The following is a 20,528-nucleotide window of genomic DNA, read 5'->3' on the forward strand; positions in this document are numbered from 1 at the left end:
CTCATGCAACCCCGAAGAAGGCACCGAGGCCCACCAACAACACTCCCGTCACCACGTCGATTCGCTTCCCGACGCCAGGGCGACGCAGCTTCTTGCCGGCTCCGGCCGCCAACACCACCACGATCGCCCACCACAGTGCCGCGGCGACCACCGTCGCGCCCGCCAACATCAACGTCCGCAGCCCTGCGCCTTCACCCGGCTCGATGAATTGCGGGAGTAGCCCGAGAAAGAACAACAACGCCTTCGGGTTCAGCAGGTTCGAGAGGAAGCCGTAGCGAAATGCCGTGGTGACCGCGATCGGTTCTTTCGCTGCCGGAATTCCCTCGTCCGAGGCGCGGGCTTTGAAAGCACTTCGAATCGCGGAGATGCCGAGCCAGGTCAGATATGCCGCCCCGGCGTAGGTGAGCGCGGAGAGCAACTGTGGCCGTGTCGCCACAAGTGCGGAGAGACCCAGTGACGCGGCAGCGGTGTGAACGAAGAGCCCGGAAATCACACCGGCGGCCACCACCGCGCCGGTCCGACGATCTGCTAGAGAATGACGCAGGATCAGGACAAAATCCGGTCCCGGCGTGAACAGGACGATGGATAGCAGGGAGCCGAAAGCGAGCCATTGACCGACACTCATCCGAAATACCTCACACCCGAGCTGATTCGAGACACATGTTCATGCCAGGAGTGTGCAACTGGATCCGGGAAGTTCAAAACGACTCCGGATATAGTTCGGCAGATGACGAAGAATGAGCCTCTGGATCCGGTGGACTGGAAGATTTTGGCCGAATTGCAGAACGACGCGTCGATCACCAACAAGGTGTTGGCCGATCGAGTCGGTTTGGCGACGTCCTCGTGCCACGAGCGCGTACGACGCCTACGCGCCAACGGCACGATCAGCGGCATCCATGCGGTTGTCGATCCGGCAGCCGTTGGCCGGTCGATGCAGGCGATCATCGCCGTTCAATTGCGACCACACCGCCGCGACCTCGTCGACCGGTTCACCGCCGACGCGCTAGCGCTGCCGGAAACGCTTGCGCTCTTCAACGTCTCGGGGCCCGAGGACTTCTTCCTACACGTCGCGGTCCGTGACAGCGCTCATCTACAACGGGTATTGATCGACCACCTCGCCGCACATCCCGAGGTCTGGCACGCCCAAACGCACCTCATCTACGGCAAAGCGGTCACCTCACCCATCCGACCGGACAGGTAAATCGGGTCTGGGGCGGGTCGGGCAGAATCACTGACCATGTCGGACTCCACAGATACCACCGAACCGGAAGCCGTTCGCAGCAACTCGCAACCGATGAGCGCAGGCATCGTCACGGCCCTCGTCGGCTTCACCAGTTCGTTCGCGGTGGTGCTCACCGGCCTCGCCGCTGTCGGTGCGGATGCGACCGAGGCGGCGTCCGGACTGCTGGTTCTGTGTGTGACCCAAGCGTTGGGAATGCTCTGGCTCTCACGCCGGTATCGGATGCCGATCACCCTGGCCTGGTCGACGCCCGGTGCCGCTCTGCTCGCCGGCGCCGGAGCGGTCGAGGGTGGGTGGCCGGCCGCGGTCGGAGCATTCATCGTCGTCGGAATCGCGATCGTGCTGACCGGACTGTGGCCGACGCTCGGAAGGATCATCTCGGCAATCCCGACGCCCCTCGCGCAAGCGATGCTCGCCGGGGTTCTGATGCCGTTGTGCCTGGCGCCGATCATCGCCGTCCGGGACGCACCGGCAGCGGTCGCGCCCGTCATCCTGGTTTGGCTTGCCGCGCAGCGCTTCTCCAAGCGATGGGCGGTTCCGCTCGCGTTTCTCACAGCAGCGGTCGTGATCGGGATCAGCCTCGTCACGTCGGATCGAGTGCTCGACGCCGGCGCCATGATTCCCCGCATCGATCTCACCGCGCCGTCGTGGACCTGGCAGGCAATGATCGGCATTGCGATTCCCCTCTACATCGTCACGATGGCTTCGCAGAACATTCCCGGTGTGGCCGTGATGAATTCGTTCGGATACACCGTTCCCTGGCGACCGTCGATGATCGTGACGGGTATCGGCACCATCGTCGGCGCACCGGCCGGTGGCCATGCGATCAACCTCGCGGCGATCAGCGCAGCCCTGGCCGCCGCCCCCACCGCACATCCGGATCCCAAACGTCGATGGATCGCTGCCTTCACCGCAGGCTGGGCGTATCTCGTTCTCGCTGCCGGCGCGGCCGCGGTGGCCGCTCTGGTAGCCGCCGCACCGGCCGGAGTCGTGGAAACTGTTGCCGGACTGGCGCTCCTGGCAACGCTTGCCGGCGCCCTCACGTCGGCGCTGAGCGAGGCGAGTGAACGTGAAGGCGCCGTGGTCACGTTTCTGATCGCCGCATCCGGGGTCAGTATCCTGGGAATCGGTTCGGCATTCTGGGCACTGTTGGTGGGGCTGATCGTGCGTGCAGTCCTACAGGGCACCACCCTGCCCTCACTCTCGCGAAAGTCCTCACTACAGTCGAAGCCGTGAGCACAGCGCAGACGCCCCCGTCGATCAGCGAGTTTCCCGTTCTCTGGCCCGTCCCGACGCGGTGGGACGACAACGATCACTACGGCCACGTCAACAACGTGACCTACTACTCGTACTTCGACACCGCGGTCAACGCCTGGCTGATGTCTTCCACTGGAACCGACATCCGCACCCTGCCTGCCATCGGCGTCGTCGCCGAGACGTCGTGCCGGTACCTGAGCGAGCTGTCGTTCCCCGAGCAGTTGCAGGTGGGTATCTCCGTCGAGAAGCTCGGCACCAAGAGCATCGTCTACGCGCTGGCGATATTCCACGAGGTCGAAAGCGGCCATTGGGAACCTGCCGCGACCGGGCGCTTCGTGCACGTCTACGTCGACGCCGACACCCGTAAGCCGGTGGAGATCCCGGCGGCCATCAGATCGGCAGCCGGGACCTTGACCGAAAACTAGCTCAGGCCGAGCTGATCTGCCGTCAAGACGGCGCGTGCAACGATTCCGTCGATCAGCGCGACGGTCGGGCCGCCGTGCTCGGCCTTGTTGCGCGGATCGTCGAGGATGCGTCGCAGCACGCCCTCCGCGATGATCGAGAGCTTCCACAGAGCGAGTACGTGCCAGTATCCGACCGCTGACACGTCGCGGCCAGTCGCCTCGACGTAGGCAGCGACCAGCTCGTCACGGTTCGGGAAGCCTTCCAGCGTGGACGCCATGAACGGACCGGCAACCTTGTCACCGGCTTCCGGCCAGTACGCGAGTAGCGCACCGAGGTCCGCGAGCGGCTCCCCCAACGTGCACAGCTCCCAGTCGACGACGGCAACGATGCGCCCCTCGGCCGGATCGGTGATGACGTTGTTGAGGTGGAAGTCGCCGTGAACCAACGTCACTTCGTTCTGTTCCGGAATGTTTCGGTGCAGAATCTCGGCCAATCGGTCGACATCCGGAACATCGCGGGTCTTCGACTTCTCCCACTGCGCCGACCACCGCTTGAGCTGACGCTCGGCAAAGGGCTTGCGGCTGGCCAGGTCGTCCAGCCCGGTCTCTTCCAGGTCAACTCCGTGGATGCTGGCGAGGGTTTTGGGCATCGCCAAGCCGACCGCGCGACGCTCGTCCTCGGTCAACTTCTGAGCCACCGGGACGCCGTCGATCACAACGCCGTCGATGTAGCTCATGAGGACCAGCGGAGCGTCCGTGATCTCCGGATCTTCCGTGATGCCGAGGATCTTCGGAACCGGCACTTTGGTTCCCTGGAGCGAGGACAGGATGCGGTGCTCGCGAACGACGTCGTGCGCGGACGCCAACAACGTGCCGAGTGGAGGTCTGCGCAGTACCCACCGTCCTCCGCCCGCATCCGTCACGGAGTAGGTCAGGTTCGATTGCCCGTTACCGATCCTCTCGAAAGTCAGTGGTGTCGTGGCGCCGACCCCCAGTTCGGCGATCCACGCGGAAACAGCTTCTTCGTTCAAACCGACTGCAGTCACCGCACCGATGCTAGCGGTTGAAGTCCGATCGGTTGGCCGTACCGACACGTTTGTTACTCGTCAGTTCGCAGCTCAGGTCTTGATACGGCAGTGAAAATACTTGCGGATTTCCCAATCAGGGGGATCCTGATGGTAGAGCGACAACTGCATACGACACATCGGGATTGTGCGGCGTACTCACGAGGCGCGCCGGGCATGAGCAGAAACCGAGGTGAGCGAAGATGGTCGACAACCTCGATTATCCGGTCCAACTCATCCAACCGAACGGCGCACGGGTGTGCCGTCCCGAATTCGACCGCCTGATAACGGACATCGGGCCTGACGAACTGCTGTCGTTGTATCGCGATCTCGTCGTGAGTCGCCGCATCGACACCGAAGCTGTTGCCCTGCAGCGTCAAGGTGAAATCGGGTTGTGGGCTCCGATGCTCGGTCAGGAAGCCGCGCAGGTCGGTTCCGCGAGAGCGCTCGCCCCGGGCGACTTCGCCTTCACCAGCTATCGCGAACATGCCGTCGCGTACTGCCGCGGAGTTCCCCCCGAATTGCTGACCACCATGTGGCGCGGAATCTCCCATTCCGGTTGGGATCCAGAACAATTCAGCGTCACCAACCCGGCGATCGTCGTCGGCTCCCAAGGTCTGCACGCCACCGGATATGCGCTCGGCGCCCACCTGGACGGCGCCGAGATCGCAACGATCGCCTACTTCGGTGACGGCGCAACAAGTCAGGGTGACATCGCCGAGGCGATGGGATTTGCCGCCAGTTTCCGTGTCGGCGTTGTCTTCTTCTGCCAGAACAACCAGTGGGCCATCAGTGAACCGGTATCCCTGCAGTCCCGTACACCCATCTCGCATCGGGCGATCGGTTACGGTATTCCGGCGATCCGCGTCGACGGTAACGACGTCCTTGCCGTGCTCGCCGTGACGCGCTCGGCGCTCAATCGCGCACGCGAAGGCAGCGGCCCGACGTTCATCGAGGCGATCACCTGCAGAATGGGCCCGCACACGACCTCCGACGATCCGAGCAGGTACCGCACCGATACGGATATGTCGGAGTGGAGAAGCCGCGATCCGCTCGAGCGAATGCGTCTGCTCCTCGGTCGTCGCGATCTTCTCGGAGAAAACGAACTCAGCACCATCGCGGCAGCCGCCGACGACGTCGCCGCTGGACTGCGACGCGCAACCATCGCGCTCGCCGATCCGCCCCCGTCAGCGCTCTTCGATCACGTCTACGCCGAGGCACACCCACTGATCGACGCTGAACGCGAAGAGCATCGCGCGCATCTCCGTAGCCTGGAAGGGGCTTCGTCATGACCGTCATGAATCTGGTGACCGCGCTCAACACCGGCCTTCGACGCGCACTCGAAGACGATCGTCGCGTTGTCATCATGGGCGAGGACGTCGGCCGTCTCGGCGGCGTATTCCGGGTTACCGACGCCCTGCAGAAGGACTTCGGCGACACCCGGGTGATCGACATGCCCCTCGCCGAATCAGGGATCGTGGGAACAGCTTTCGGTCTTGCCTTGCGCGGATATCGGCCTGTCTGCGAAATTCAATTCGACGGGTTTGTCTACCCGGCTTTCGATCAGATCGTCTCGCAGGTGGCCAAGATCCAGTACCGCACCCGAGGCGCTGCCTCTGCGCCACTGACGATTCGGATTCCCAGTGGCGGCGGAATCGGTGCGGTGGAACATCATTCGGAGTCGCCGGAAGCGTACTTCGCTCACACCGCGGGACTGCGGGTGGTGTACCCGAGCAATCCGATCGACGGTTTTCACATGATCCGCCAATCCATTGCCGGCGACGACCCGGTGATATTCCTCGAACCCAAACGGCGCTACTGGGACACCGCCGACGTGGATACCGATGCCGCGCCCGAGCTTCCGCTCCACCGTGCCCGCGTCGCTCGCCCTGGAGACGACGCGACGGTGGTTGCGTACGGATCCATGGTCGCCACCGCACTCGAGGCCGCGCGGATTGCCGAAGAAGAAGGCCACGATCTGGAGGTCGTGGATCTGCGTTCACTCTCCCCCATCGACTTCGACACGGTCGAGGCGTCGGTGAACAAGACAGGCCGGCTTGTCGTCGTCCATGAGGCGCAGAAGTTTCTCGGCGTCGGCGCCGAAATCGCAGCACACGTCGCGGAACACTGCTTCTATCAGTTGGAGTCACCGATCCTGCGGGTCACCGGATTCGACATCCCCTACCCGCCCGCCAAGCTCGAGCGTTTTCACCTTCCGGACGCCGACCGGATCCTCGCGGCGCTCGACCGAACGCTGGCAGCATGAGCACGGCGCACGAATTCCGGTTACCGGATCTCGGCGAGGGCCTGACTTCCGCCGATCTGGTCGAGTGGGCGGTCGGCGTCGGCGACACTGTGGCACTCAATCAAGTTCTCGCCCAGGTAGAGACAGCCAAAGCTCTTGTCGAACTGCCGTCGCCCTACGTCGGTGTTGTCAGAGAACTCCTCGTCGAACCTGGCACTACCGTTCCGGTGGGTACCCCGATCATCCGTATCGAGGAGTCTTCAAATTCACCGTCTCCAAGTAATTCTCAGTCTCCGAGCGTGCTGGTCGGATACGGACCCGCGACCGAGAGACCGAGCCGCCGACGGAGCAAGATCACGCCGTACTCGCAATCCGCGGCGAGTACCGAGCGTCGGCCCGCAACCCCCGCGGCGCGGCGCGCGGCCCGCGAAGCCGGCATCGATTTGAGCGAAATCACCGGCAGCGGATTCGACGGTGCCGTCACCGCGGCTGACGTCGCAGACGCGCTTACCGTGCAGTCGCCTTCGGATAACGCGACACGCCTGGCCTCGTCCGGCATACGAAAACAGATGGCGTCGGCGATGGTTGCCAGCACCCGCGCTCCGCAGGCCAGCGTCTTCCTCACCGCCGATGTCACGCCTTCGATGGAACTGCTCGGCAGGCTCCGTTCCTCGGAGGCGTTCACCGGACTGTCTCTCACTCCGCTGACACTCGCTGCCAAGGCAATGGTGGCCGCCATCGCCTCGCACCCGATGGTGAACGCGCATTGGGACGAGGCCCGCGGCGACGCCGCCGTCGACGATGACGTGAATCTCGGCATCGCCGTCGCCTCCGAACGTGGACTGTCCGTGCCCAACATCAAGAGCGCCGAGACACTGAGCCTGGTCCAACTCGCACGCGCGGTGACCGAACTGACCGTTGCTGCCCGTGAGGGAAAGACGGACGTCCGTCACCTGACGGGTGGCACCGTCACGATCACCAATGTCGGAGTCTTCGGCGTCGACGGCGGCATTCCGCTTCTCAATCCGGGAGAAGCCGTCATTCTCTGTCTGGGCTCGGTGAGCGAGCGTCCGTGGGTGATCGAGCGCAAGATCGAAGTGCGGAGCGTCGTGACACTGACGTTGACGTTCGACCACCGCGTGCTGACCGGTGAGCGGGCCGCGAGATTCCTCTCATTTGTCGCAGAGATGCTCGCGAACCCGGACCTGTTGCTGACTCACCTGTAGAAAGGAACGAGTGAGCGTCAACCCCACCGACCGCGCAGTCCCCACCTCCGCCCTGGTGCGCGCCCGCGCCGGCATCTTCGGCATTTTCGGCATCAACGGATTTCTCCTCGCGATGTGGTCGTCCACATCCCGTCCATCGAACACCGAGTGGGGATCAGTCACTCGACGCTCGGCTCACTTCTTCTCCTTCTTGCAGTCGGAGCCATTGCCGGCATGCAGTTGAGCGGCCCGCTCGCAGATCGATACGGCAGCAGACGCATGGTCGTCCTGGCGGGTAGCGGGCTGGCATTCGCCACTCTCGGCCCGGGGTTTGCCACGAACACCTGGCAACTGGGCGCTGCACTTGTCGTGTTCGGCTTTGCGAACGGCGCGTTGGACGTGTCGATGAACTCGCAGGCCGTCGAGGCCGAACAGTTGTACCGGCGCCCGATCATGGCGGCCTTTCACGGCATGTTCTCGGTCGGTGGCGTATTGGGCTCTGTCATCGGATTCGGCACTCTCGCACTGGATCTTCCGCCGTATGTCACGCTCAGCATCGCGTCGGCAATCGGCTTGCTGGCAGTCTGGTTGTGCTCGCGACCCCTTCTCCCTCACGTCGACGTGCATGCCGAAACCGCGTCGACTACCGGAAAGACACACGGCAGATTCTCGGCTCGCGTACTTGCCCTCGGAACCCTCGCCTTTGTTCTGATGCTGGCCGAGGGAGTGGCAAACGACTGGAGCGCGCTGCAGGTCAAGGAGGATCTCGGTGTTTCGAATGCCGTTGCCGCACTGTCGTTCGGCGCATTCTCCGCCATGATGACCGTCGGCCGGTTCACCGCGGATCGGATCAGCGCGGCGGTAGGCCCGGTGGCAGTGGTTCGCTACGGTGCGTTGCTGTCGTCCATCGGAATGCTGACCGTCGTGGTATCCGGCTGGCTACCACTGACGTTGCTCGGTTGGGCCCTGTTCGGCGCCGGCCTGTCGGGATGCATTCCGCAGATCTTCACCACGGCCGGAAATCTGGGCTCAGGTTCGGCCGGCACCAACATGTCTCGCGTCGTCGGCATGGGATACATCGGATTCCTCGCCGGGCCGGCAACCATCGGGTGGGTCACCAAGCTTGTGCCTCTCACCACAGCAATGTTGATCCCGTTTGCATGCGTCCTGGTCGCAGCGGGTTGTGCGGGTGTCGTTCGGCGCGATTCTCCGACCGCCTACAGACCTCACAGCTGATCCTCACGATCGGCACAGACTCAACAGGGATGCTGGTACTCGTGACCGTCTCGACCTCCACCCAGCACCCCGCGCCCTCCACAACCACTCGCTTCCTCGTCCTTGCCGCGATTGCCGTCGTAGCGCTGGGCGTCTTGTATTTCGTGCGACCCACCTCGCCCGGTTTGAGCGTCCCGGAACAGGTGCGCGCACTTGCCGAGTGGACGGTAGGCCGATTCGACGTCACCGCCGTACTCGCAGCCACTACCGCTCTGGCGGTCGTCTCGATGGTCCGCGGACTGCCATACGGCATCGGCGCGATCCTGCTCCTCGGAATGGGCGCCAATCTCACCAACGCGGCATTCGGTTCCTGGCTCCCCGATGTGCCCCAGGACCTACTGCCCAGCGGTCACGTCGCAGCGGCGACCGCGCTGTACTGCTCGGCGATCTTGATCTCCGCCCCGCAGTGGCGTCCGGTGGTCGCCGGACTCGGATTCGTCGGAGTTGCTGCGATCGGTGCCAGCGCGCTCGCCGCCGAGCTGAGCGGCCTTTTCGGAGTGATAGCTGGCATTCTGATCACCCTGGTATGGGCCTGTGCCGCAGCCATTTTGATGGCACGATCGCCCATCGCCGCGAAACGTGAAGAGCTACGCCCGGATACGGCAGCCATCGCGTTCTCCAGGCACCGGAGCATCCGACTTTAGTCCTAAATCTTTGGGATTCAGAGATTTTCGCCGATAGCCCTCCCGCCACGGTTGGGCATGACGTATGTTCTGAAATGTCCGAATCAAGTAGTTCCACAGCGAAGGAGTCTTTACCGTGAGCCTCGAAGATCTGAACCCGCTCGAACTGATCCAGAAGTTGATCGAACTACTTTCCGGCTTCTCTTCCGACCCCGAAACCCCCGAGGTTCCGTAAAACGTCGCCAGAGGCGCCTGTTCCGAGTTTCGTCTCGGACCAGGCGCCTTTGTCGTTTCAAGAAGTCGTTTCAGCACAAGAAGTCGTTGCAACACACGACATCTTTGCAACACACGGCCACGAAAAAAGGCGTCCACTCGCAGCTGCGAGTGGACGCCCCTTCCGAGTACCAGCGCTAGAGCGCCTTGAGTTCCTCGGTTACTTCGGAGACCGACTTCTTGGCGTCACCGAAGAGCATCGAGGTGCCCTCGGCGAAGAAGAGCGGGTTCTCGATACCGGCGAAACCGGAGTTCATCGAGCGCTTGAGCACGATGACGGACTTCGACTGGTCGACGTTGAGGATCGGCATTCCGTGAATCGGTGAGCTCGGATCGTTGCGCGCCGCCGGGTTGGTGACGTCGTTCGCACCGATCACCAAGGTGACATCGGTACGAGAGAACTCGTCGTTGATGTCGTCCATTTCCTTCATCGCGTCGTACGAGACATCCGCCTCTGCGAGAAGAACGTTCATGTGACCGGGCATACGGCCGGCGACCGGGTGAATGGCGTACTTGACTTCGACGCCCTTCGACTCGAGCAGTTTCGCCATGTCCTTGACGGCATGCTGAGCCTGCGCGACGGCAAGTCCGTATCCGGGTACGACGATGACCTGGTTGGCGTAGGCCATCTGGATGGCCGCGTCGGCGGCCGAGGTCGCCTTTGCCGTGCGCACGACACCGTCGGAGGATGCGGCTTCACCGCCACCACCACCGAAGCCGCCGGCAACGATGGCCGGGATGGACCGGTTCATGGCCTTGGCCATGAGGTTGGTCAAGATGGTGCCCGAAGCACCGACGATCATGCCGGCGACGATCATCGCCTGGTTGTTGAGCGCCAAACCTGCAGCAGCAGCTGACAAACCGGTCAGAGCGTTGAGCAGCGAGATGACGACGGGCATGTCCGCGCCGCCGATGGGCAGCACGACCATCAGTCCGAGGATGCCCGAGAGCACGAGCACGCCGACGATCCACAGTGAGCTGGTCGGGCCGTCCGGTGAGATCGCCTTGATACCGATGATCACCGAGAACGCGACGGCGGCAATGAGCAGCAGAGCATTGAGCGGCTGCTGGAGCTTGCCGATTCCGATCGGACGACCAGGCAGAGTTTCCTGCAGCTTCAGAAACGCGATCACGCTGCCCCAGAAGGAGATCGATCCGATCACCGCGGCAAAGAGCGACGCGATGACGATGTGTACCGTCGGCGACTCGCCGTGCTGGAATGCGGTGAAACCGTCCGAGTCCAGGAACTCCGCGTACGCGATCAACGCGACCGTGCCGCCGCCGACACCGTTGAACAGTGCCACCAACTGCGGCATGGCCGTCATCTTCGTCCGGAGCGCCGGCGGAACGCCGAGCACGACACCGATGACAAGGCCGGCAGCGATGAGGATCCAGTTCCCCATCTCCGCATCACGAATGGAGATCAGAGTTGCAACGACGGCGATGAGCATGCCGACCGCGGCGATCTGGTTGCCGCGGACTGCGGTCTTCGGGCCGGTAAGACCCATGAGGCCGTAGATGAACATCGAGAACGCGACAATGTAGAGCGCATTGACCAGGTATTCCATTACTGGTCACCATCCTTCGACACAGACTTGGCGGCCGGCTTGGCCTTGAACATCGCCAACATGCGGTCCGTGACGACAAAACCACCGACAACGTTCACGGTTCCGAAGACGAGCGCGACGAACAAGATGATCTGCAGCCCGATCGAGGGATCGTGCACCTTGCCCAGGACGACCAACGCGCCCAGGACGACGATGCCGTGGATGGCGTTCGTACCGGACATCAACGGGGTGTGCAGGGTGTTCGGAACTTTGGAGATCACAGCGAAACCGACGAACCCGGACAACACCAGGATCGCGATGTTCGCCAGTAGTGATGTGTACATCAGGCGCCCTTCTCTTCACGGGTGACGCACGCACCGGCCAGAACCTCGTCGGAGAAATCAGGCGCCAAGGCACCTTCCACCAACATGAGTTCGATCAGCGCGGAAATGTTCTTCGAGTACAACTCGGACGCATGCTCCGGCATGGACGCCGGCAAATTCAGCGGAGAGCAAATGGTCACGCCGTGCTTGACGACGGTTTGACCCGGCTCGGTCAGCTCGCAGTTACCACCGGTTTCACCCGCGAGGTCGACCACGACACTGCCCGGCTTCATGCCTTCGACCGCGGCAGCGGTCACCAGGCGCGGCGCGGGACGACCCGGAACCAGAGCTGTGGTGATCACAACGTCGAAGCCCTTGATCGCATCTTCGAGTGCCTGCTGCTGCTTCGCTCGCTCGTCGTCGGTCAACTCGCGGGCGTATCCACCCTCGCCCGCCGCATCGATTCCGAGGTCGAGCCACTGTGCACCCACCGAACGCACCTGGTCGGCGACCTCAGGACGCACGTCGTACCCGGTAGCGCGGCCACCGAGACGCTTGGCTGTCGCCAGCGCCTGCAGACCTGCCACACCCACTCCGAGGACCAGAACCGTCGCAGGCTTCACCGTGCCCGCAGCGGTGGTGAGCATCGGGAAGAACCGCGTCGACTCCGATGCTGCCAACAGAACAGCCTTGTACCCGGACACGTTCGCCTGCGAGGACAACGCGTCCATCACCTGCGCGCGGGAGATACGAGGAATCGCCTCCACGGCGTATCCCTCGATGCCGGCGGCCTTCAACTCGGCGATGCGGTTGTCCGCATTACGCGGATTCAGGAAACCGATGAGCTTCGCGCCGGTACTGATCCGGGCGATCTCTTCTGTCGACGGAGGCGCAACCTTGACGACCACGTCAGCAGTCCACGGATCGCCGATCTTCGCGCCGGCAGCGGTGTACAACTCGTCGGGAATCAACGCCCCGAGACCGGCCCCGGACTCGACGACCACGTCGACACCCTTGCCGATCAAAGCGGACACAATTTTCGGCACCAATGCGACCCGACGCTCACCATCACTCGATTCTCGAGGGACGCCGACCGACGGACGCACTTGTGCGCTCTTCGATGTTTCCATTTTCCATTACCTTCTGCGGTTGGTGGTTCGCCTGCTGCGACGAGCGGCAACCAGCATGTGATGAGCGGAAGATGACCCGCTTTTGGGTGAATGGTGACTGATAGTAGCCAGAGTTAACGCGGCGTAGGGAAACCGACGACGCACTTTCTCCATCTGAATCGAGTCCGAACAGTATGTTTGGACATACCTGAAGAAGCCTACTGTGAGGCCGATCACACCGGAATGGCGGACTATTCCACTATTTGAAACGGCCGAAAGACGTAAAGGCATCAGAATGACGCGCCGAATAATCACCGTCGAGCGAGTTTACGAACCGGCTTCCGAATGTAACGCCGTCCGACTCCGCGTAGACCGACTCCGGCCACGCGGCCTCAAACGCGAAAACCTGCAGTACGCCTCGCACCGTCCTCGGATGCTCGACCCGTTGTTCTACTGACAGCAAGCAAGGACCTGCCGTACGGTCACGCGCAGGTCCTTGCCGACTATCTCGCAGAATTACTCTGATGTCCTAGTATTTCACTAGAGCATCAATTGCTCACATATTGAGACCGCAACTTGTGCTTGACGAGCTTTCCTGTAGCGGTCCTAGGCAATTCGTCGGCAAAGTCAATGCTTCTCGGAGCTTTGAAATGTGCGACCTGACTGCGAACGTATTCCAGCAATTCCTCGGCGACATGGGCACCAGGCTCGATTCCCTCCGCTAGTTGGACAACCGCCTTGACCTGCTCACCCATTTCCTCGTCGGGAACACCGATGACCGCCACGTCGAACACCTTCGGGTGCAAAGTAAGGATGTTCTCGGACTCCTGTGGGTAGATATTCACACCACCGGAGATAATCGTGAACGCGGCGCGGTCGGTCAGATAAAGGAAACGCTCGGAGTCGATATAGCCGATATCTCCACTCGTCGTCCACGTCGGATGATCCGGATGCTGCGCGGCAGCCGTTTTCTCGGGATCATTGTGATACCGGAACGGCAAAGTCTCCCGCTCCCAGAACACGGTACCGATCTCGCCGACCGGAAGATCGCGCCCGGCGTCGTCACAGATGTGCACGATCCCCATCACTCCGTCACGCCCGACGGAACCCGGATGCGACAAGGCCTGCTCACTGTTGATGAAGGTAGCGCCCGAACCCTCGGTCGAGGCGTAGTACTCGTAGATCACCGGCCCCCACCAGTCGATCATTGCCGTCTTCACTTCGGGCGGGCAGGGAGCAGCAGCGTGAATGGCGACCTTCACCGTCGAGACGTCGTAACGATCACGGGTCTCCTTCGGAAGTTTCAACATTCGAACGAACATCGTCGGTACCCACTGACTGTGCGTCACAGCGTATTTACCGATCAACTCCAGCGCGGTTTCGGCTTCGAATGCATCCATCAAGATCACGGTTCCGCCGACCGAATTGATCACGCCGCAAAAACGCAGGGGCGCCGCGTGATAGACCGGAGCCGGGCACAAATAGACTGTGTCGGAATCGAACCCGTACATCGGTGCGAACACCGCGGTGTACGGATCCATGGTGGTGTTCACCTCACCCTCCGGGAGATCTCCTTTGATCCCCTTCGGCCTGCCGGTGGTTCCCGACGAATACAGCATGTCAGCCCCACGCGGCTGCGAGTCGAGTGGAGCAGTGGACTGCGCATCGACCGCTTCTTCGTAGTCGTCGAAGCCCTCGAGGGCGCCGCCGTACACCAATCGGTGCCGCACGCGTGGAATCAGCTTCTCGTCCAACGGAACTGCTGCGGACGCCTGCCCCGACGCCACCAGAATTGTCGCCTCGCAGTCGTCGACGATGTAGGCAGCCTCCGAAGCCGTGAGATGCCAGTTCACCGCGGTGATGTAGAGGCCGGATCTCAACGCTGCCCAGTACACCTCGAACGCCCGGAGATCGTTGTTCGAGATGAGAGCGACGTGGTCCCCAGGCTTGGCACCGACACTTCGGAAGTATCGCGCCAACTGCGTCGACCGTTCGTCGAGTTCCCGATAGGTGATGGACTCACCCGTCGCAGGGCGAATGACGGCGGGCTTGTCCGGCGTGGACTGGACAAAATTTCCTGGAAACACGAAGACTCCTCTGTCGGTGACGACAACGCCGCGTGAGCCTGCTTCGGCGTCGACAATCCTGGTCTACCACAGGAACTCTGCCTCCCTCGGAGGTTTGACGACACCGACTCGAAGCATGGGAATGCCCGCTCACTTATCCGCCGGGACATACAGTGAGGAGAACCGCACCGTCCGAAACAGGAGATGTCCACATGAGTGGTTGGCCCCAGGACTCAGTAGTCGACGCATTGACCGAGGAATGGAGAGTCATCGACGCACTGCTGGCCGAACTCGACGGCGATCAGTGGTTGGCACCGTCGAACCTTCCGGGGTGGACGGTTCACGACATCGTGTCCCATCTGATCGGTACGGAATCACTGCTCTCGGGCATCAATCCGCCGTCGATCAATCTGGACGTGCACGCATTGCCCCACGTCCACAACGAGATTGCGGCGTTCAACGAGCGCTGGGTCGAAGGCCTGCGGCGGACACCGCACTCGGACCTGCTGACCCGATATCGCGAGATCACCGCCGAACGAACCGAAGCGCTGCGCTCGATGACCAGCGCGGACTGGGACGCCGAGACACAAACACCGGTCGGTCTTGCGCCCTATGGCCGGTTCATGCGTATTCGGACCTTCGACTGTTGGATGCACGAACTCGACATCAGAGATGCAGTTGGCATTGCGGGTGAGGAAGGCGGATTGCGCGCGGAGACTGCATTCGGCGAAATCACCAGCGCGCTCGGATTCGTCGTCGGAAAACGAGGAAAGGCGCCAGAGGGAGCACGGATCACTTTCGAACTCGAAGGGCCACTTGCCCGTTCACTTCACGTCTCGGTCGACGCGCGAGCAACACTCGTCCCGGAGCTGGACGGTCCGGCGACCACAACCATCTCGATGAGCTCACCACTCTTCACCCGAATTGCCGGTGGCCGCGTCCACGCGTCGGATCACCGAACCGACATCTCGCTTCGCGGTGACACCACGGTGGGCACACGCGTCGTCGACAATCTGGCGTTCACGATTTGAGGGCTGGGTGGGTAGGTCGCGAAGGTACTGAGAAGTGAAACTGTTTCTCTCGTCCTACCGATTCGGCGACCACCGCGAGGCCTTTGTCGATCTCGTAGGCCGCGGCGCTCGCATCGCGGTCATCGCCGCGGCTGCAGATTCGTGGCCCGCCAATGCCCGCAGTTCAGCAGTCACCAGCGAATTGACTCCGCTACGGGCAGCGGGCTTCACCGCAGAGGAAGTGGATGTCCGAGACTTCCTGGGTGCATCGGAAGCACTGGAACTCCGGCTCCGCGAATTCGACTGCCTGTGGGTTCGCGGCGGAAACACGTTCGTCCTGCGAGCTCAGCTAGCTCGAAGTGGCGCTGACAGGGTCATCGAGATGCTGGTTCGTTCAGGCGTCGTGGCCTATGCGGGATACAGCGCCGGAGCGTGCCTGGCGACTCCGACTCTGATCGGGCTGGACGCGTCGGACGACCCCGCTGAAGTCATGCCAACGTGCGGTATCGACCCGATCTGGTCCGGGCTCGCGCTGATCGACTTCGCGATAGTGCCGCACGGCGGCGATTCGCTACTCGAAGATCCACAGGTGACTGCGCGGACGGTTGCGACCCTGACCACGGCGGGCGCGCAATTCACCGTGCTTACAGATCACGAGGTGATACTCGTCGACCGTTGATGTAACGCAGACGGTTGATCTTGACGCAGACTGAGCAGTCGACTCGGCCCGACCGGATCAGCCGTGCTCTGCCACCGCGGTTCCGGCTGCCGGCGACTGACGCTCGAGCCTCGTCCACGCGATCTCCCAGCGCTTGACAGAGACCTCGTCAGCGTCCTCGAGAAGGGCGTCGAGGAGCAGGCGTGGATTTTCGCGCCATGCCAGTTCAGCGGCATGGACTTCCGCAGCCGAGAACAACCCGGAAGCCTCGAGATCACGAATCCATTCGCAGATCTCGCCTCGGTGAATCCGTGCGATGGTCTCGTATCCCAGACCTTCGTCAAGGAAGTCGTACGAAAAAATTGCGGCAAAGTAACTGTTCGACTCACGCTGCCCGAAAATCATGTGCGTTCCTTCCTCGAAGTTGTCCGACGAAGACTCGAAATCGAACCGTTGAGCAGCGACGCCAAAGTTTTTTTGGCGAAGTTGTAACGCTTCTTCTATCCCCGACGATTCAAACGCTAACCCCCCGAGCGGGTCTTTGGGATCACGTCCGAGAAACGATCTGATGACCAACGCAATACCCCTGGGGTTTCCGCCCGCTCGCACCCATCATCGACACGCAGCCAGCGCGCCGCTGACCTGCAATTTGCCCGTTTCAGGCCCTACACTTAATCCATCCGAACAGACGACAAAAAACTTTGTGACCGGTCCCACATATTGGGATGTTTACGATCGTGATGCATATGTATCACCCGTTGTGGGCACAAAAGTACGGGCAAATCGGCACGTACAGACCAGTTTTGTTCGTTCTCCATGGCGACGAAGGTCCCTTGAACGGTCGTCCAGTTGTAGTTGCGCTAAGTAACGGATCCCACGTCGGCAACCGATATTGCGGACGGCCTGCCAGGTAGCGTGCTCCAGAGAACGTAGACGCGGCGCGGCGCAACCGGCCGCCCTTTCGAAACGGAGCCCGAAGATGACCGAGACAGTGGCGCACAATCCCGCGGAAACGCGTTTCGAGATCCGAGTCGACGGCGAACTCGCCGGTTTTGCCGAGTACTCGGACCATTCCGGCATCCGCGATTTCCACCACACGGTGACCTATCCGCAGTTTCGTGGGCGCGGGCTTGCCGCCATCGTGGTGCGTGAAGCGCTCGATCAGACCCGGAACGAGGGATTGAAGATCCTTCCGACGTGCTCGTACGTCGAGAAGTTTGTTGCGGAGAACCCCGTCTACCAGGCATAACCGAACGAGAACGGTAAGCGAAAAACCAGTCGCGAACCTGCAGACCCCGCTGCTAGCGTCGATGGTGCCGTCGTCGAAATCCTGGGCGGCACCATCTCGGGGAAGGAAAGAACGTGGTCGCCTCAGCAGATCGGCGTCCACCTGCGTCCACGGACGTAGCTATCCCCAGCTATCGCCCTCTCGTACTGGTCAATCTCGCGACGCTGTTCTCGGCGATCGGCAACGGTATCGCCATCGTCGTGCTCCCCTGGCTGGTTCTCGAACGAACCGGTAAGGCTACCGACGCGGCGATAGTTGCCGGCGCAGCAGCCATTCCGCTACTCGTGTCGAGCCTGTTCTCGGGGACATTCGTCGACAAGTTCGGACGCCGTCGAACGTCGATGATTTCCGACGCTCTCTCCGCGATGTCCGTTGCAGCGATTCCGATCATCGCGGCCACCGCGGGCTTGACGATCCCGGTGATCGCGGCGTTGGCCGCACTCGGCGCCGTGTTCGACCCCGCCGGAATGGCGGCGAGGGAGTCCATGCTGCCTGCAGCGACTCGGACCGCCAAGTGGAAGCTCGATCGAACCAACAGTGTGTACGAGGCCAACTTCAACGTCGCGTATCTGATCGGCCCTGGCATCGGCGGTGTCCTCATCGCAACGATCGGAGCGGTGAACACGCTCTGGGTCACGGCGGCAGGTTTTGTGTTCTCGATAGTCGTGGTCGCCTTCATCCGGCTTCCCGGCGCCGGAGTGCCCGAACACGAACACCGTCCGAAATCGATCTGGCACGGCACACTCGACGGTCTTCGGTTCGTCTGGAACAACAAACTGCTGCGCACCCTGGCGCTGATCGACATGGCAGTCGTCGCGCTCTACATGCCTGTGGAGAGTGTCGTGTTCCCGGTGTACTTCACAGAGTTGGATCAACCGGCCCAACTCGGATCGGTGTTGATGGCCTTGGCGATCGGCGGCATCATCGGCTCTCTCGCCTACGCCCCACTGGCGCCGATCATGTCCCGGCGGCTGATCATGATTTTTGCCGTCGCCGTTCTCGGCATAGCGATGCTGGCCATGGCGCTCCTACCTCCACTGTGGGTGATCCTCGTACTTGCCGGACTGCAGGGCCTCGTCTACGGACCAGTCGGCCCGATCGCCAACTACGCCATGCAGACGCACAGCCCGGAGCACATGCGTGGACGCGTCGTCGGTGTCATGACGTCGACGGCCTACGCCGCAGGCCCGCTCGGCTACCTCGCGGTCGGCCCGCTGCTCGATCAACTCGGAATCGCGTCGACCTTTGTGGCCCTGTCGATTCCGATCATCCTGATCGCCGCAGTCTGTGCCTCTCTGCCGGTGCTTCGCGAACTGGATCGTCCGCGGCACTCGACCGACGTCAGTTGAACCCCATCACGTCGTTGCCCCAGGCGACGCGCAATCCGTGATCGGGGTCGCTGACGAGGGTGTCGGCGGAGTCGATCAACAGCGTCGACCGCTTCTCTTCCTCGTACGGCGCCCAGTGCTTCGAGCCGTCGAGGGCCGCCGGCACTGCATGCCTGGCGAAGGCCAACCATCGCCGTTGGATACGGCCGGCCACCTCCATCGCGGCCTTCCGACCGCCGAGCCAGAACGTGGGGTCGACGTTCAGGGTTCCGAAATTGCCGAATACATAAGGTAATTCGGTCGCGTGGCCCGCGCCGATCCGCGCCGCCTTGAGCATCGGCGTCGCGTGATCGAAGCGGTAGACCCATGTAGGGGAATGCCTGCAGTGCGCGTCTGCGATCCAGAGGGTCGGCATGCGAAACGCAGCGTCCCGTGACAGTGCCAGCGCGCCACTCGGTTTCGCATGGTCAGGGTAAGCCGACATGATCTCGGCAAGTTTGGTCGCGGAGATGTCGGGGTGATCGTCGGCCAGTAATTGGAGCATTGCCTCGACGGACTGCGCACTCACCGGCATCAGCGGAGACTTCATGAACTTGAAGATCGACGCCTCGTCCTTGTTGGAACCGATGATCAGTGGGATTCGGTGCGCGTAACCCTTCTGGAAAGCCGCAACCGGGTAGTGCGGCACCAGATCGCGATCGACAACGGGTGCCATCGCCAAAGTTCCCGGAATCCGGGTCGGAATTTCGTTGACCAAATCATCGCTTGCCTTGACGAGCAGTTCCAGATCCGTGGTCAGCAGATCGCCTGCGTCTTCGGGGTCGATCGAGAGCAGTTCGAGAAACCGCTCCGCCACGGTCTTGGCGCGCTCGGCCCCGTAGACGGAGGTCGCGGGCGGACTCTGGGCAATCGCACGATGGAACAGACCTTCGGCGCTCGGACAGGTCATGAGCGTCGTGATGGATCCTGCGCCGGAGGACTCCCCGAACACGGTCACCGCACTCGGGTCACCACCGAAGGCGTCGATGTTGTCTCGAACCCATTCGAGTGCCGCAATCTGGTCTCGCAGACCACAGTTCGATTCGAAAACAGTATCCGCGGTGGAGAATGCAGACAGGTCCAGGAATCCGAGTGCGCCGACGCGATAGTTGAAGGAGACGAGAACGACGTCGCCGGTTTCAGCCAGATGACGGCCGTCGTAGATCGTTTGGGCGGCGGATCCGAGGCAGTAGGCGCCGCCGTGAATCCACACCATCACCGGTCGCGGCGTGCCGTCGGGTCGCGGGGCCCAGACGTTGATCGACAGGCAGTCCTCGTCGATTTTGAAGGCCCGATCGATCGGAACCGCCGGACTCTGGCCTTGCGGCGCGATCGGCCCGAACTCACGACAGTCGCGCACCCCGTCCCACGGCTGTGCGGGTTGTGGCGCTCGGAACCTCCGCTCACCCACCGGCGCCGCTGCGTAGGGCATGCCCTTCCACGCGAATACACCGCCATCCGGATACCCGCGGGCTTCTCCGCCTCGCGCCCGGATCACCAGAGTTCCGTCCTCGCCGAGATTTGGTCGAACGTCGGTCTCCATGTCTGAATCCCCTCCCGACCCGCGCGTGTGG

General features: G+C 62.3%; 20 protein-coding genes. 12 read left to right on the top strand and 8 right to left on the bottom strand.

What is annotated here, in order from left to right:
* Nucleotide 1 precedes the first annotated feature (1 nt).
* Nucleotides 2–625: a LysE family translocator gene (locus QM609_RS16410; RefSeq protein ID WP_003941342.1), complete on the bottom strand. Its 624-nt coding sequence runs from the start codon at nucleotides 623–625 to the stop codon at nucleotides 2–4.
* Nucleotides 626–727: 102 nt separating this feature from the next.
* On the opposite strand from QM609_RS16410, the gene QM609_RS16415 reads away from it, so the two are divergent.
* The 3 genes from QM609_RS16415 to QM609_RS16425 are packed head-to-tail and all read left to right on the top strand — an operon-like array spanning nucleotide 728 to nucleotide 2,922.
* Complete coding sequence (locus QM609_RS16415; protein ID WP_003941284.1) at nucleotides 728–1,201, top strand: Lrp/AsnC family transcriptional regulator; 474 nt, start codon at nucleotides 728–730, stop codon at nucleotides 1,199–1,201.
* Between the two features lie 36 nt (nucleotides 1,202–1,237).
* The gene (locus QM609_RS16420) at nucleotides 1,238–2,476 is read left to right on the top strand and encodes a benzoate/H(+) symporter BenE family transporter (RefSeq protein WP_003941402.1); all 1,239 of its coding nucleotides are present in this window, start codon (nucleotides 1,238–1,240) and stop codon (nucleotides 2,474–2,476) included.
* Nucleotides 2,473–2,922, top strand: coding sequence for an acyl-CoA thioesterase (locus QM609_RS16425; RefSeq protein ID WP_007726113.1), 450 nt, complete (start codon nucleotides 2,473–2,475; stop codon nucleotides 2,920–2,922). The genes QM609_RS16420 and QM609_RS16425 overlap by 4 nt, the downstream gene beginning before the upstream one ends.
* Here the strand turns inward: QM609_RS16425 and QM609_RS16430 are convergent.
* Complete coding sequence (locus tag QM609_RS16430) at nucleotides 2,919–3,947, bottom strand: phosphotransferase family protein (RefSeq protein WP_003941376.1); 1,029 nt, start codon at nucleotides 3,945–3,947, stop codon at nucleotides 2,919–2,921. The two genes, QM609_RS16425 and QM609_RS16430, sit on opposite strands and share 4 nt — an antisense overlap.
* 221 nt (nucleotides 3,948–4,168) lie before the next feature.
* Here QM609_RS16430 and pdhA point away from each other — a divergent pair, with 221 nt between their 5' ends.
* From pdhA to QM609_RS16455, 5 genes are all read left to right on the top strand, one after another.
* Nucleotides 4,169–5,257 carry a pyruvate dehydrogenase (acetyl-transferring) E1 component subunit alpha gene (gene pdhA, locus QM609_RS16435; protein WP_050655238.1) on the top strand — a complete coding sequence of 363 codons (1,089 nt, stop codon included), beginning with the start codon at nucleotides 4,169–4,171 and terminating at the stop codon, nucleotides 5,255–5,257.
* Nucleotides 5,254–6,231, top strand: coding sequence for an alpha-ketoacid dehydrogenase subunit beta (locus QM609_RS16440; protein ID WP_050655237.1), 978 nt, complete (start codon nucleotides 5,254–5,256; stop codon nucleotides 6,229–6,231). The genes pdhA and QM609_RS16440 overlap by 4 nt, the downstream gene beginning before the upstream one ends.
* Nucleotides 6,228–7,436, top strand: a complete 1,209-nt coding sequence (locus QM609_RS16445) for a dihydrolipoamide acetyltransferase family protein (protein ID WP_050655236.1) — start codon at nucleotides 6,228–6,230, stop codon at nucleotides 7,434–7,436. Before QM609_RS16440 ends, QM609_RS16445 begins: the two co-directional genes overlap by 4 nt.
* A 114-nt stretch (nucleotides 7,437–7,550) precedes the next feature.
* Entirely contained in the window at nucleotides 7,551–8,651 is a 1,101-nt protein-coding gene (locus QM609_RS16450; RefSeq protein WP_502942719.1) for an MFS transporter, read from the top strand.
* Between the two features lie 29 nt (nucleotides 8,652–8,680).
* Nucleotides 8,681–9,334, top strand: a complete 654-nt coding sequence (locus QM609_RS16455; protein ID WP_007726101.1) for a hypothetical protein — start codon at nucleotides 8,681–8,683, stop codon at nucleotides 9,332–9,334.
* 389 nt (nucleotides 9,335–9,723) lie between these two features.
* On the opposite strand, the gene QM609_RS16460 is transcribed toward QM609_RS16455, so the two are convergent.
* From QM609_RS16460 to QM609_RS16475, 4 genes are all read right to left on the bottom strand, one after another.
* Nucleotides 9,724–11,154: an NAD(P)(+) transhydrogenase (Re/Si-specific) subunit beta gene (locus QM609_RS16460; protein ID WP_050655235.1), complete on the bottom strand. Its 1,431-nt coding sequence runs from the start codon at nucleotides 11,152–11,154 to the stop codon at nucleotides 9,724–9,726.
* Nucleotides 11,154–11,477 carry an NAD(P) transhydrogenase subunit alpha part 2 gene (locus QM609_RS16465; protein WP_003941319.1) on the bottom strand — a complete coding sequence of 108 codons (324 nt, stop codon included), beginning with the start codon at nucleotides 11,475–11,477 and terminating at the stop codon, nucleotides 11,154–11,156. The genes QM609_RS16460 and QM609_RS16465 overlap by 1 nt, the downstream gene beginning before the upstream one ends.
* Nucleotides 11,477–12,586: a Re/Si-specific NAD(P)(+) transhydrogenase subunit alpha gene (locus QM609_RS16470; protein WP_003941381.1), complete on the bottom strand. Its 1,110-nt coding sequence runs from the start codon at nucleotides 12,584–12,586 to the stop codon at nucleotides 11,477–11,479. Before QM609_RS16470 ends, QM609_RS16465 begins: the two co-directional genes overlap by 1 nt.
* A gap of 527 nt (nucleotides 12,587–13,113) precedes the next feature.
* Nucleotides 13,114–14,652 (bottom strand): AMP-binding protein, encoded by a 1,539-nt coding sequence (locus tag QM609_RS16475; RefSeq protein ID WP_003941397.1) that lies wholly within the window; start codon nucleotides 14,650–14,652, stop codon nucleotides 13,114–13,116.
* Nucleotides 14,653–14,843: 191 nt separating this feature from the next.
* Between QM609_RS16475 and QM609_RS16480 the strand changes: the two genes are divergently transcribed.
* Both QM609_RS16480 and QM609_RS16485 read left to right on the top strand, forming a co-directional pair.
* A complete protein-coding gene (locus QM609_RS16480; protein WP_050657072.1) occupies nucleotides 14,844–15,662 on the top strand; it encodes a maleylpyruvate isomerase family mycothiol-dependent enzyme in 819 nt (272 codons plus the stop codon).
* 34 nt (nucleotides 15,663–15,696) lie between these two features.
* Nucleotides 15,697–16,320 (top strand): Type 1 glutamine amidotransferase-like domain-containing protein, encoded by a 624-nt coding sequence (locus tag QM609_RS16485; protein ID WP_050657071.1) that lies wholly within the window; start codon nucleotides 15,697–15,699, stop codon nucleotides 16,318–16,320.
* A 57-nt stretch (nucleotides 16,321–16,377) separates the two neighbouring features.
* Here QM609_RS16485 and QM609_RS16490 read toward each other — a convergent pair whose 3' ends face one another.
* The gene (locus tag QM609_RS16490; protein ID WP_003941297.1) at nucleotides 16,378–16,704 is read right to left on the bottom strand and encodes a hypothetical protein; all 327 of its coding nucleotides are present in this window, start codon (nucleotides 16,702–16,704) and stop codon (nucleotides 16,378–16,380) included.
* 574 nt (nucleotides 16,705–17,278) lie between these two features.
* Between QM609_RS16490 and QM609_RS16495 the strand changes: the two genes are divergently transcribed.
* Together QM609_RS16495 and QM609_RS16500 are read left to right on the top strand one after the other, a co-directional pair.
* The gene (locus QM609_RS16495; protein WP_050657070.1) at nucleotides 17,279–17,548 is read left to right on the top strand and encodes a GNAT family N-acetyltransferase; all 270 of its coding nucleotides are present in this window, start codon (nucleotides 17,279–17,281) and stop codon (nucleotides 17,546–17,548) included.
* A gap of 161 nt (nucleotides 17,549–17,709) precedes the next feature.
* Nucleotides 17,710–18,936 carry an MFS transporter gene (locus QM609_RS16500; protein WP_050657073.1) on the top strand — a complete coding sequence of 409 codons (1,227 nt, stop codon included), beginning with the start codon at nucleotides 17,710–17,712 and terminating at the stop codon, nucleotides 18,934–18,936.
* Here the strand turns inward: QM609_RS16500 and QM609_RS16505 are convergent.
* On the bottom strand, nucleotides 18,929–20,497 hold the full coding sequence (locus tag QM609_RS16505) for a carboxylesterase/lipase family protein (RefSeq protein ID WP_007726092.1): 1,569 nt from the start codon (nucleotides 20,495–20,497) through the stop codon (nucleotides 18,929–18,931). The genes QM609_RS16500 and QM609_RS16505 overlap by 8 nt on opposite strands.
* Nucleotides 20,498–20,528: the final 31 nt, after the last annotated feature.

This window comes from Rhodococcus sp. IEGM 1302 (assembly GCF_030056935.1).
Taxonomy (GTDB): domain Bacteria; phylum Actinomycetota; class Actinomycetes; order Mycobacteriales; family Mycobacteriaceae; genus Rhodococcus_F; species Rhodococcus_F qingshengii.

Bases quoted from the DNA above. Each gene is read 5' to 3' on its own strand.
- QM609_RS16465 (WP_003941319.1), bottom strand. From the start codon at position 11,477: ATGTACACATCACTACTGGCGAACATCGCGATCCTGGTGTTGTCCGGG.
- QM609_RS16415 (WP_003941284.1), top strand. From the start codon at position 728: ATGACGAAGAATGAGCCTCTGGATCCGGTGGACTGGAAGATTTTGGCC.
- QM609_RS16440 (WP_050655237.1), top strand. From the start codon at position 5,254: ATGACCGTCATGAATCTGGTGACCGCGCTCAACACCGGCCTTCGACGC.
- QM609_RS16490 (WP_003941297.1), bottom strand. From the start codon at position 16,704: ATGATTTTCGGGCAGCGTGAGTCGAACAGTTACTTTGCCGCAATTTTT.
- pdhA (WP_050655238.1), top strand. From the start codon at position 4,169: ATGGTCGACAACCTCGATTATCCGGTCCAACTCATCCAACCGAACGGC.
- QM609_RS16445 (WP_050655236.1), top strand. From the start codon at position 6,228: ATGAGCACGGCGCACGAATTCCGGTTACCGGATCTCGGCGAGGGCCTG.
- QM609_RS16420 (WP_003941402.1), top strand. From the start codon at position 1,238: ATGTCGGACTCCACAGATACCACCGAACCGGAAGCCGTTCGCAGCAAC.
- QM609_RS16460 (WP_050655235.1), bottom strand. From the start codon at position 11,154: ATGGAATACCTGGTCAATGCGCTCTACATTGTCGCGTTCTCGATGTTC.
- QM609_RS16495 (WP_050657070.1), top strand. From the start codon at position 17,279: ATGACCGAGACAGTGGCGCACAATCCCGCGGAAACGCGTTTCGAGATC.
- QM609_RS16470 (WP_003941381.1), bottom strand. From the start codon at position 12,586: ATGGAAACATCGAAGAGCGCACAAGTGCGTCCGTCGGTCGGCGTCCCT.
- QM609_RS16480 (WP_050657072.1), top strand. From the start codon at position 14,844: ATGAGTGGTTGGCCCCAGGACTCAGTAGTCGACGCATTGACCGAGGAA.
- QM609_RS16505 (WP_007726092.1), bottom strand. From the start codon at position 20,497: ATGGAGACCGACGTTCGACCAAATCTCGGCGAGGACGGAACTCTGGTG.
- QM609_RS16455 (WP_007726101.1), top strand. From the start codon at position 8,681: ATGCTGGTACTCGTGACCGTCTCGACCTCCACCCAGCACCCCGCGCCC.
- QM609_RS16410 (WP_003941342.1), bottom strand. From the start codon at position 625: ATGAGTGTCGGTCAATGGCTCGCTTTCGGCTCCCTGCTATCCATCGTC.